This is a genomic window from Pseudomonas sp. EMN2 (assembly GCF_009650555.1).
Taxonomy (GTDB): domain Bacteria; phylum Pseudomonadota; class Gammaproteobacteria; order Pseudomonadales; family Pseudomonadaceae; genus Aquipseudomonas; species Aquipseudomonas sichuanensis.
Genome location: NZ_VZZR01000108.1, coordinates 1 through 11,515, shown reverse-complemented (window position 1 = coordinate 11,515; position 11,515 = coordinate 1). Strand labels below are relative to the sequence as shown.

Sequence of the window (11,515 nt, the reverse complement as noted above, 5' to 3'; positions counted from 1 at the left end):
TGGCCCGAAATAAACTGTGGGAGCGGGTTTACCCGCGAAGCGCCGCGCGGGCGGCGCTCGATCTGATAGGCGCTGCAAGGTCTTCGGCGAACACCTGCCGGCCATCACGCAAACACCTTGAAAGCGCTGCCTTCGAAGTGGCAAGCCTCATGATCCGCTCTAAACTCATTAACGGTCTTGCCCTCGACCACGTGACTGGCATGTTCCAGTCCGGCACATCGATGCCCATTATGGCGAGGGCAAGCCCTTCTTCTGCCATTCCCACTTTGTGTGGGAGCGGGTTTACCCGCGAAGGGTCGCAGAGCGGCCCCAGGGATCTTCAATCCCCAACCCCATGCAATCGCAACGCCCGCTGCGCACATTCCCTCCAGCTCAGCTTGCGCTTCGCAGTCATGGCCAAAGGCACTTCCGCCGCCATCACCACCGGCATATCCCGCATCCGTACCCAAGGCTCGCTCTGCCAATACAACAGACTCGCCGTATGCCCACCCGGCCAGCACATCCTGCCCAGGCGCGGCAGGTCGTCCAGCGCCGAGTCCTGGCCATCGCGCAGCACCGCGACCACCTCATGGGTCAGCCAGTGGCGCAGGTGGCGGTTCTCTGGAATGTGATGATGGGCCAGCAGGGTATAGGCCCCGGACTCGCTGACCATGGTGGTCTCGCTGTACTGGCCGTAGCGCAGCAGCTGAACGGTGCGATGCTGGTCCGGGTCGAGCTTGCGGATGCAGTGTTCGTCGAAGAAGCGCCCGGTCATCCGGCCGAGTTCGTGGGCGCAGAACCAGGCTTGGGATTCGAGCCAAAGGGTGTGGAGGGGGCGGTTGTGGCGGGTGAAGAGGGTGGAGTCGTGGAGGTCAGTCATGGCTGGCCTCCGCGATCTTAGGAGATTTAAACAAGCAGGACGTACTTGTGAGCGTCCTCTGAATGCACGCGTTGAGGGGCATATCCATTACCTCAGTCTGTTGTCAGCTTTCTTAGGGCTGGGTGTCGGGAGCTAAGAAACCTCACACAGCAGGCCGGACGTATTTCCCTTGCGGGTATTCTATTAGCCCACTCCCGACGTAACAGAGTGTTTCATGCGCGCAGTATTAGACCACAGGCACAAAAAAGCCGCATCTGTCGGGAGCGGGTAGGCCGCTGTGTGATTGCGTTTCTTAGGCGCATTTCGAGTTAACTATTGAATTCATATTTAGTCAATCGAAAACCTTGTAGGGCGTTTCCGTAATTTTCTTAATGTAATTAATATTTGGTTTCATAGTGGGTGGCATCTGTTGTGGTGTTGGATGGAAAATCTGTTGCGGTTCAGCTATAATGCAGGCCTGTTTGATTTCGTGGCTTCTTATTTAATGGAGTATTTGATGCTTTCTTGGAATGAGCTTTTAGCTGATAGTCGCCGTAAAGATAAAGGTGCGCCGAGTGGGGGCACCGAATTTTCCGGAAGATACGAAATTGAACGTGACTATGATCGAATTCTCTTTGCAGCTCCTACTCGTCGACTTGCTGACAAAACTCAAGTTTACCCATTAGATAAAAATGATAGTGTTAGGAACCGTCTAACACACTCGCATGAGGTATCGGCTTTGGCCAGAAGTATTGGGCTGAGGCTTGTATATGAAAAGCGAGAAATTTTCGCTGGTATTGAGAGCGAGGCATATCTTCAGCGAAGCGTGCCAGCGTTGCTAGCTGCTATTGGTCTTGTGCACGATTTGGGCAATCCACCGTTTGGCCATCAGGGTGAGTACGCTATACAGGATTGGTTTAAAACTAATCAGGAAACGGTTTTTGCTGATGCTCCTGAAGATTCTCATGATTTTGTGAATTTTGATGGTAACGCACAAACTGTCCGCTTGGTTACGCGGCTCCAGTTGCTGAATGATTCATTTGGTTTGAATTTGACTTATGCAACCCTGGCTGCGTTGATTAAGTATCCCGTGGGGACTGGCGAATCAGATTCTGGCAAGTGGAAGAAGCAAGGTTTCTTTAAATCGGAAAAAGACATCGTCGAGGAAGTCTGGGGTGTGACTGGTTTGCAGTCAGGGGTTCGACATCCATTAACTTATGTGATGGAGGCTTGTGACGATATTGCCTACTCAGTGCTTGATGCTGAAGACACTGTAAAGAAAGGATTGGCTTCTTATTATGATCTGATCCGATTTTTAGAGAAAAGCTGTGGTGATGATCCTGTATCTATAAAGGTTGTTTCTCAGGCAAGGGCTAAAAGTAAAGATTTTGAGGATGCGTCGCTGAGCCCGCAAGAGCTTAATGATTGTGCAATGCAGATGTTCAGGGTATATGCAATAACTGCTATGGTGAATGCTGTAGTCGATAAATTCTCGGAGTTGGCAGATCTTTATCTTGCTCGTAACTGCACATACAAAGGAATTATTGCTGAGACTGAAGCAGGTCTGCTGTGCAAGGTGCTGAAAAAATTTGATTATGCATATGGTTTTAGGCATAAAAGTGTTTTGGAGCTTGAGCTAAAAGGTAATGGTTATATCAAACGCGTCATGGATATGTTGTGGGTTGGTATTCATGGTCGATTGACAAAGGCGCATGGCTCTCAGAGCCCCTTTGGGAAATACGTTTACTCTAGAATTTCAGAAAATTACAGACGAGTTTTTGAAGATCCTGAAAACTTGCTTTCCGCACCTTATAAAGAAGCTCAGTTATTGGCCGACTCTGTTTCTGGGATGACTGATAGCTATTTGGTTTCGTTGCATGATGAGTTGAGTTCGTTTTATGAAAGGCATTGCTCATAACTCTGCCGTGCTAAAGAAGAGGGTCAAAAGATTTTTTGACTCTCCGGCAGCTATTGATCTTTCAAGGTTTATTTCTCATTTGTCTTCTCTGGGCGAGGTTTTGCTTTTTGGGGGCTTCATTAGAGATGTGGCACTGTTCAGCGTAAAAGGCTTTGATTCTGATATAGATGTGGTGGTTGATTGCCAGAAAGAGCGTTTGGACTCTTTTTTTAATTTATACGATGCGCAAGAAAATAAATTTGGAGGGTATAGATTAGATATTGGAGGGTGGTCGGTAGATGTTTGGCCTTTGAAGGATACGTGGGCCTTTAGAGAAAGCTTGGTTGTGTTTAAAGATCGAACTAGCTTGCTCGATACTACTATTACAAACTGGGATGCGGTCGCTTATTCTTTCTTGGATGAGAGGCTGCTAATGAAGCCGCATTATCTTGCGCAGCTTTCAAGTGGTGAGCTCGATTTGGTTCTTGTTGAAAATCCAAATCGATTAGGGGCGCTTCTTCGAGTGTTGCGCGCGATTCATGATAAGCGAGCGAAAATCTTAATGCCTGGGCTTTTAAGGTATCTAAAATCCGAGCTTTGCGCCTATTCAGTGGATGATATCTATCAGTCACAGCTGAAGTTCTTCAATCGAATATACTTTACCTTAAATGAGGTAAAGGCGCTCAAAGATAATCTTCAGTGGATGAGGGAGGATTTGTTTGGAACGGAGATCCTGCTGCGTGGAAATAATTTTAACTTTTCATTCTCATAAAAAAGGCTGCGTATTACGCAGCCTTTTTTCAGATCAATCCCAGCTCAACGCCCCACCAGTCTGATACTCAATAACCCGCGTCTCAAAGAAGTTCTTCTCCTTCTTCAAGTCCATGATCTCGCTCATCCAAGGGAACGGGTTGGTAGTCCCCGGATACTCTTCCTTCAACCCAATCTGGGTCAAACGACGGTTAGCAATGAACTTGAGGTAATCCTCCATCATCGCCGCGTTCATGCCCAGCACACCGCGCGGCATGGTGTCGCGCGCATATTCGATCTCCAGCTGAGTCCCTTGCAGGATCATCTGGGTAGCCTCTTCCTTCATCGCCGCATCCCACAGGTGCGGGTTCTCGATCTTGATCTGGTTGATCACGTCGATGCCGAAGTTCAGGTGCATGGACTCGTCACGCAGGATGTACTGGAACTGCTCGGCAACGCCGGTCATCTTGTTGCGGCGGCCCATGGACAGGATCTGGGTGAAGCCGCAGTAGAAGAAGATCCCTTCCAGTACGCAGTAGTAGGCGATCAGGTTGCGCAGCAGCTCTTTGTCGGTCTCGACGGTGCCGGTGTTGAACTCCGGATCCGAGATGGCGCGGGTGTACTTCAGGCCCCAGGCGGCCTTCTTAGCGACCGACGGGATCTCGTGGTACATGTTGAAGATCTCGCCTTCATCCATGCCCAGCGATTCGATGCAGTACTGGTAGGCGTGGGTGTGGATCGCCTCTTCGAAGGCCTGGCGCAGGATGTACTGGCGGCACTCCGGGTTGGTGATCAGGCGGTACACGGCCAGGGCCAGGTTGTTGGCAACCAGCGAGTCGGCGGTGGAGAAGAAACCGAGGTTGCGCATCACGATGCGGCGCTCGTCTTCGGTCAGGCCGTCCATGCTCTTCCACAGGGCGATGTCGGCGGTCATGTTGACCTCTTGCGGCATCCAGTGGTTGGCGCAGCCGTCGAGGTACTTCTGCCAGGCCCAGTCGTACTTGAACGGGACCAGCTGGTTGAGGTCGGCGCGGCAGTTGATCATGCGCTTTTCGTCAACGGCGACGCGGGCCGAGGAGCCTTCCAGCTCGGCCAGGCCTTCGGCGATGTCCAGGGCGTCCAGGGCAGCCTTGGCGCGCTTGACGGCGTCGGAGTCCGAGGCGGTGGCGGCGCGGGCTTCCAGGGCGGCGGCACCGCCGGCGCTGTCGAGCTTGTCCAGGGTGGCGGCTGCGGCGGCTTGTGCGCCGGTGTTGGCCTTGGCGGCTACTTCGCCGTCTTCTTTATCGAATTCGTCCCAGCTCAGCATGGTGAGTTCTCCTGCTTGAGGGCCATCTTGAGTATGGCCGGTGGATCTTGGTTGCGGTGCTTTGGCCCCGGATGGGGTACTGCAGTGCACGCAAATCTGAATGCCCTTCGAGGGGCTGACCCGGGTATTGGCGCCCGGGTCTATTGTGTCTGGCTGTGGGGCAGGGGGCGGCAGTGCCGGCCTCTTCGCGGGTAAACCCGCTCCCACAGGGTTCCGTGTGGCTACACGAAAAAAGAGGCTTCCCGGGGGAAGCCTCAGCCAAGCCTTACTGGCAGGCTTCGCAATCCGGCTCGTCGATGGCGCAAGCCTTCGGTACCGGGGCAGGGCCCGCGGCCTGGACCGGGGCGCTGTCGCCGCCACTCGACACGGCGTTGAGCTTGCCGGTGTTGATGGTCGACTTCTCGGTGCTGGTCGCGGCCAGGGCACGGAGGTAGTAGGTGGTCTTCAGACCACGGTACCAGGCCATGCGGTAGGTCACGTCCAGCTTCTTGCCCGAGGCGCCGGCGATGTACAGGTTCAGCGACTGGGCCTGGTCGATCCACTTCTGGCGACGGGAGGCTGCATCGACGATCCACTTGGTCTCGACTTCGAACGCGGTGGCGTACAGGTCCTTGAGCTCTTGCGGGATACGCTCGATCTGCTGCACCGAACCGTCGTAGTACTTCAGGTCGTTGATCATCACCGAGTCCCACAGGTCGCGGGCTTTCAGGTCGCGCACCAGGTACGGGTTGATCACGGTGAACTCGCCCGACAGGTTCGATTTCACGTACAGGTTCTGGTAGGTCGGCTCGATGGACTGCGACACGCCGGTGATGTTGGCGATGGTCGCGGTCGGCGCGATGGCCATGATGTTCGAGTTACGAATACCTTTTTGTACGCGGGCACGGACCGGTGCCCAGTCCAGGCTTTCGGTCAGGTCGACGTCGATGTACTTCTGGCCACGGGCCTCGATCAGGATCTGTTGCGAATCCAGCGGCAGGATGCCTTTGGACCACAGCGAACCCTGGAAGGTCTCGTAGGCGCCGCGCTCGTCGGCCAGGTCGCAGGAAGCCTGGATCGCGTAGTAGCTGACCGCTTCCATCGACTTGTCGGCGAACTCGACCGCAGCATCGGAGCCGTAAGGGATGTGCTGCAGGTACAGCGCGTCCTGGAAGCCCATGATGCCCAGGCCCACCGGGCGGTGCTTGAAGTTCGAGTTACGCGCTTGCGGCACCGAGTAGTAGTTGATGTCGATCACGTTGTCGAGCATGCGCACGGCGGTGTTCACGGTGCGTTGCAGCTTGGCGGTGTCCAGCTTGCCGTCGACGATGTGGTTCGGCAGGTTGATCGAGCCCAGGTTGCAGACCGCGATCTCGTCCTTGTTGGTGTTCAGGGTGATCTCGGTGCACAGGTTCGAGCTGTGGACCACGCCCACGTGCTGCTGCGGGCTGCGCAGGTTGCACGGGTCCTTGAAGGTCAGCCACGGGTGGCCGGTCTCGAACAGCATCGACAGCATCTTGCGCCACAGGTCTTTGGCCTGGATGGTCTTGAACACCTTGATCTTGTTGTACTCGGTCAGGGCTTCGTAGTACTCGTAGCGCTCTTCGAAGGCCTTGCCGGTCAGGTCGTGCAGATCAGGGACTTCGCTTGGCGAGAACAGGGTCCACTTGCCGTCATCGAAGACGCGCTTCATGAACAGGTCAGGGATCCAGTTGGCGGTGTTCATGTCGTGGGTACGACGACGGTCATCACCGGTGTTCTTGCGCAGTTCGATGAATTCTTCGATGTCCAGGTGCCAGGTTTCCAGGTAGGCACATACGGCGCCTTTGCGCTTGCCACCCTGGTTCACGGCAACGGCGGTGTCGTTGACCACTTTGAGGAACGGCACGACGCCTTGCGACTTGCCGTTGGTGCCCTTGATGTACGAGCCCAGGGCGCGCACCGGGGTCCAGTCGTTACCCAGGCCACCGGCGAATTTCGACAGCATGGCGTTGTCGTGGATCGCGTGGTAGATGCCCGACAGGTCGTCCGGCACGGTGGTCAGGTAGCAGCTGGACAGCTGCGGGCGCAGGGTGCCGGCGTTGAACAGGGTCGGGGTCGACGCCATGTAGTCGAACGACGACAGCAGGTTGTAGAACTCGATCGCGCGGGCTTCTTTGTCTTTCTCTTCCAGCGCCAGACCCATGGCCACACGCATGAAGAACACCTGCGGCAGCTCGAAGCGCACGCCATCCTTGTGGATGAAGTAGCGGTCGTACAGGGTCTGCAGGCCCAGGTAGGTGAACTGCTGGTCGCGCTCGTGGTTGATCGCCTTGCCCAGTTTTTCCAGGTCGAAGTCGGCCAGTGCCGGGTTGAGCAGTTCGAACTCGATACCTTTGGCCACGTAGGCCGGCAGGGCCTTGGCGTACAGGTCGGCCATCTCGTGGTGGGTGGCGCTGTCGGCCACGCCCAGGAAGCCCAGGCCTTCGGCGCGCAGGGTGTCCATCAGCAGGCGGGCGGTGACGAACGAGTAGTTCGGCTCACGCTCTACCAGGGTGCGCGAGGTCATCACCAGGGCGGTGTTGACGTCCTTGATGGCCACGCCGTCGTAGAGGTTCTTCAGGGTTTCGCGCTGGATCAGCTCGCCATCGACTTCGGCCAGGCCTTCGCAGGCTTCGCTGATGATGGTGTTCAGGCGTGCCATGTCCAGCGGCGCCAGGCTGCCGTCGGCCAGGGTGATGCGGATGCTTGGGTGCGGCTCGACCACGGCGCCGGTGTTGGCGCGGGTGGCGCGCTCTTTGGCGCGCTGGTCGCGGTAGATCACGTAGTCGCGGGCGACTTTCTGCTCGCCGGCGCGCATCAGGGCCAGTTCGACCTGGTCCTGGATTTCTTCGATGTGGATGGTGCCACCCGATGGCATGCGACGCTTGAACGTGGCGGTGACCTGCTCGGTCAGGCGCGCGACGGTGTCGTGGATGCGCGACGAAGCGGCAGCGGTGCCGCCTTCAACTGCGAGGAACGCCTTGGTGATGGCCACGGTGATCTTGTCGTCGGTGTAGGGGACGACAGTACCGTTACGCTTGATCACGCGCAGTTGGCCCGGGGCGGTGGCAGCCAGGTCCTGGTTGGACTCGGCCTGCGGCGCCAAAGCCTGCGGGTTCTCGCGAGTTGTGTCGGTTTGCATGGGTGGGTGTCTCCACAGTTTCTATAGTGTTCAGGCGCCTTTTGGGCGCCCACCGTTCCGTCCACTTGCCTGGTGGCCCGGGCGGGGATGCGCGTGAAGCACACGCATCCGTCCGCTCGGGCGTACCGACTTCGGGACAGACTCAGGAATAAGGGGCAATAACCTGCCGCTCCCTGGCCGAAGTCAAAGTTTCTGGGCGAACCCAAAATCTGTTGCTGATGGGTGTCAGGCCTGGCCTGCAACACCCATGCCCGAACAAGGCCCTGAATGGGCTTGCATCGGACGCCTGCGCAGGAGCGCTTTGGCTGCTGGAATCACGTTAAGTTCAGCAGGTGAAATTCGCTTGAATTTGCCTGTTGACTTGTGTGTGTGATTTTGCTCGAACCCCAACATCTAGTGGTTCGCTGCGATCGGGATACAAGATAATGCGGTCTGGGGGGCTTTGCAAGGCGAGCGCCTGTGGATAAGTTGTGGGTACTTTGTGTGTGATTCCTGGGTAGTCGCTGTAGGCCTTGTCCCAAGAGGTTTTCACGATTTTTCTGAGTCTCGCCGCCCTTGGGCAGTTTTTTGCGGGCGCGAACCCTATCACAAAAAACGCTCCAGCCAAGGGGGGGCGAGGTGATTGGCAGGCGTGAGCCCGGAACGTAGTATCCGGGGGCGATGTTGCTCTTTGGTGAAAGGGAATCATCAGCACAATCAAGCTGTTGTGGTGCCTGTGCGGCCCATCGCGGGGCAAGCCCGCTCCCACAAGAGACAGTGCGTGGGAGCGGGCTTGCCCCGCGATGGGCCTACACAGGCCAGCAGTGCCCCCGAACAAGACCAACAAAGGGTAAAAGGGCCATGGATCAGCCGAACAACCGCATCCTGATCGTCGAGGACGACCAGCGCCTCGCCGAGCTCACCGCCGAATACCTCCAGGCCAACGGCTTCGAGGTGGCGGTAGAAGGCGATGGCGGCCGCGCGGCGCGGCGCATCATCGACAGCCAGCCCGATCTGGTCATCCTCGACCTGATGCTCCCCGGCGAAGACGGCCTGAGCATCTGCCGCCGGGTGCGCGGCCAGTACGCCGGCCCCATCCTCATGCTCACCGCCCGCAGTGACGAACTCGACCAGGTCCAGGGCCTGGACCAGGGCGCCGACGACTATGTCTGCAAGCCGGTGCGCCCACGCCTGCTGCTGGCGCGCATCCATGCCCTGCTGCGCCGCAGCGAGGCGCCGGAGCGCCAGCAGGCTCTGGCCTTCGGCCCGCTGCACATCGACCAGCGCCTGCGCGAGGCGCGCCTGGGCGGCCAGCTGGTCGAGCTGACCGGCGCCGAATTCGACCTGCTGTGGCTGCTGGCCAGCAACGCCGGGCGGGTGCTGTCGCGCGAAGAAATCTTCACCTCGTTGCGCGGCGTCGGTTACGACGGCCAGGACCGCTCCATCGACGTGCGCATCTCCAAGATCCGCCCCAAGATCGGCGACGACCCGATCAACCCGCGCCTGATCAAGACCCTGCGCAGCAAGGGCTACCTGTTCGTCGGCGAGGCCGCCCAGGCACCGGCGCCATGAATTCCATCTTCCTGCGCATCTATGGCGGCATGCTCGCCGTGCTGGTGCTGGTGGCCGTGCTCGGCGTGCTCAGCCTGCACCTGGCCAACGAGGTGCGTGCCGGCCAGCACCGCGAAGGCCTGGCCCAAGGCACCTTCAGCCTGATGGCCGACAACCTGGCGCAGCAGAACGAAGTAGAGCGCAAGCGTTCGCTGGTGATCTGGGAGCGTTTGCTGGGGGTGCCGCTGCGCCTGCAACCGCTGTCGGCCTTCACCCTCGATGGCGGCCAGCGCGCGCGGCTGTATCGCGATCTGGTGGTGGTGGAAAAGACCGGCCCGCATGCCGCCCGGGTGCTGCGCCGGGTCGGGCGCGAAGACCAGTTGTTGGTGGCCGAGGTCAAGCAGGTCAGCGAGCAACTGGCGCGTGCCACCCTTTATCTGCTGGCCGATGAACTGGTGCGTTACCCGGTCACCGAACAGCAGAGCCGCCTGGCGCAGATCCGCCAGAGCAAGGGCTTCGGCTTCGACATTGCCCTGCAGCGCATCGAGCGTGCAGCGCTGGATGACGACCAGCGGCGCCGGGTGGAGGAGGGCGACACGGTGATGGCGCTGGGGAGGGACGGTGACTCGATCCGCGTGTTTGCGGGCTTGCCCGGTTCGCCCTGGGTGCTGGAGATCGGCCCGCTGCACCAGCTCAACCCGTACCCGCCGCAGTTGCTGATCCTGATCGCCTTTCTTGGCCTGTGCCTGATCGGCTTGGTGGTCTACCTGCTGGTACGTCAGTTGGAGCGGCGCGTCTCGGGCCTGGAAGTGGCTGCCACGCGCATCGCCCAGGGCAGCCTCGATACCCGCGTGCCGGCCGGTGATGCCGACTCGGTCGGGCGCCTGGCCGAAGCCTTCAACGGCATGGCCGAGCACCTGCAGCGTTCGCTGACCATGCAGCGCGAGCTGGTGCGAGCGGTGTCCCACGAGTTGCGCACGCCGGTGGCGCGCTTGCGCTTCGGCCTGGAGATGATCGAGAGCGCCAGCACCGAGCAGGCCCGGGCCAAGCACCTGGCCGGCATGGACGGTGATATCCAGGACCTGGACAAGCTGGTCGACGAGATGCTGACCTACGCCCGCCTGGAGCAGGGCGCTCCGGCCTTGCTGTTCCAGGCGGTGGACCTGGATGAACTGCTGGCCCGGGTGATCGATGAGCTGGCCCCGCTGCGCGCCGATGTGCGCGTGCTGCGGGGTGAATGCCATGGGCTGGATGGCGGTGCTGCCTGGGTCGAGGCCGAGCCGCGCTACCTGCACCGCGCCCTGCAGAACCTGGTGCGCAATGCCATGCGTCACGCCGAGTCCGAGGTGCGCCTGAGCTATCAACTTGGCCAGCAGCGCTGCCGTATCGATGTGGAGGATGACGGGCCGGGCATCCCGGAAGGCGTATGGGACCGTATCTTCACCCCCTTCACCCGCCTGGACGACAGCCGCACCCGCGCCTCGGGCGGGCATGGCCTGGGCTTGTCGATCGTGCGGCGGATCATCTACTGGCACGGCGGCCGCGCCCTGGTGGGGCGCAGCGAGCAGTTGGGCGGGGCCTGTTTCAGCCTGAGCTGGCCACGCGAGCAGCCACGGGACTAAACGCTGATCAGGCTGAGCAGGTGGCCGTCCCGCACGCAGAACTGGCCATCGAGCTCGACGCCATGGCGCCACTGCGCCGACAGGTCGGTCAGCAGGCGCAGGCGGGCGTGGCCATCGGCGGACCATGCCAGCAGCTCGGCGTGCTCGAAGTAGAAGCGCTGCCGGGTCAGCGGGTAGAGCGTCTTGAACAGGCTTTCCTTGAGCGAGAAGGTCAGGGTCACGGCCAGGGCCTGCTGGCTGCGGTCCAGGCGTTCCAGCTCGGCGGGGGTGAGGATCTCGGCGGCCAGGCGTTCGGCACGCTCTTCGCTCAGCAGGCTTTCCTGATCCAGCCCCAGGCCGCGGCAGGCGCCGTCGGCGGCCACCACGGCGGCGGCCCAGCCCTGGCCGTGGGTGATCGAGCCGTGGATGCCGGCGGGCCAGATCGGCGAAC

The 11,515-nt window shown here is 59.3% G+C and carries 8 protein-coding genes; 4 read left to right on the top strand and 4 right to left on the bottom strand.

Annotated elements, in window-relative coordinates; all coding sequences use genetic code 11:
* Positions 1-319: 319 nt before the first annotated feature.
* Positions 320-859 carry a Bro-N domain-containing protein gene (locus tag F6X61_RS25020; protein WP_153789006.1) on the bottom strand — a complete coding sequence of 180 codons (540 nt, stop codon included), beginning with the start codon at positions 857-859 and terminating at the stop codon, positions 320-322.
* Between the two features lie 421 nt (positions 860-1,280).
* Between F6X61_RS25020 and dgt the strand changes: the two genes are divergently transcribed.
* On the top strand, positions 1,281-2,756 hold the full coding sequence (dgt, locus tag F6X61_RS25015; protein WP_256671423.1) for a dGTP triphosphohydrolase: 1,476 nt from the start codon (positions 1,281-1,283) through the stop codon (positions 2,754-2,756).
* Complete coding sequence (locus F6X61_RS25010; RefSeq protein WP_153789005.1) at positions 2,737-3,507, top strand: hypothetical protein; 771 nt, start codon at positions 2,737-2,739, stop codon at positions 3,505-3,507. Before dgt ends, F6X61_RS25010 begins: the two co-directional genes overlap by 20 nt.
* Positions 3,508-3,540: 33 nt before the next feature.
* Here F6X61_RS25010 and F6X61_RS25005 read toward each other — a convergent pair whose 3' ends face one another.
* Entirely contained in the window at positions 3,541-4,791 is a 1,251-nt protein-coding gene (locus F6X61_RS25005; protein WP_153789004.1) for a ribonucleotide-diphosphate reductase subunit beta, read from the bottom strand.
* Between the two features lie 265 nt (positions 4,792-5,056).
* Entirely contained in the window at positions 5,057-7,933 is a 2,877-nt protein-coding gene (locus tag F6X61_RS25000) for a ribonucleoside-diphosphate reductase subunit alpha (protein WP_153789003.1), read from the bottom strand.
* Between the two features lie 840 nt (positions 7,934-8,773).
* Here F6X61_RS25000 and F6X61_RS24995 point away from each other — a divergent pair.
* The gene (locus tag F6X61_RS24995) at positions 8,774-9,484 is read left to right on the top strand and encodes a response regulator transcription factor (RefSeq protein ID WP_110993002.1); all 711 of its coding nucleotides are present in this window, start codon (positions 8,774-8,776) and stop codon (positions 9,482-9,484) included.
* Positions 9,481-11,085 carry an ATP-binding protein gene (locus F6X61_RS24990; protein ID WP_153789002.1) on the top strand — a complete coding sequence of 535 codons (1,605 nt, stop codon included), beginning with the start codon at positions 9,481-9,483 and terminating at the stop codon, positions 11,083-11,085. The genes F6X61_RS24995 and F6X61_RS24990 overlap by 4 nt, the downstream gene beginning before the upstream one ends.
* Here F6X61_RS24990 and F6X61_RS24985 read toward each other — a convergent pair.
* A partial coding sequence (locus F6X61_RS24985) for a 4'-phosphopantetheinyl transferase (protein ID WP_153789001.1) occupies positions 11,082-11,515 on the bottom strand: 434 nt, incomplete at its 5' end. The genes F6X61_RS24990 and F6X61_RS24985 overlap by 4 nt on opposite strands.

Bases quoted from the DNA above. Each gene is read 5' to 3' on its own strand.
- F6X61_RS25020 (WP_153789006.1), bottom strand. From the start codon at position 859: ATGACTGACCTCCACGACTCCACCCTCTTCACCCGCCACAACCGCCCC.
- dgt (WP_256671423.1), top strand. From the start codon at position 1,281: ATGGAAAATCTGTTGCGGTTCAGCTATAATGCAGGCCTGTTTGATTTC.
- F6X61_RS25010 (WP_153789005.1), top strand. From the start codon at position 2,737: ATGAAAGGCATTGCTCATAACTCTGCCGTGCTAAAGAAGAGGGTCAAA.
- F6X61_RS25005 (WP_153789004.1), bottom strand. From the start codon at position 4,791: ATGCTGAGCTGGGACGAATTCGATAAAGAAGACGGCGAAGTAGCCGCC.
- F6X61_RS25000 (WP_153789003.1), bottom strand. From the start codon at position 7,933: ATGCAAACCGACACAACTCGCGAGAACCCGCAGGCTTTGGCGCCGCAG.
- F6X61_RS24995 (WP_110993002.1), top strand. From the start codon at position 8,774: ATGGATCAGCCGAACAACCGCATCCTGATCGTCGAGGACGACCAGCGC.
- F6X61_RS24990 (WP_153789002.1), top strand. From the start codon at position 9,481: ATGAATTCCATCTTCCTGCGCATCTATGGCGGCATGCTCGCCGTGCTG.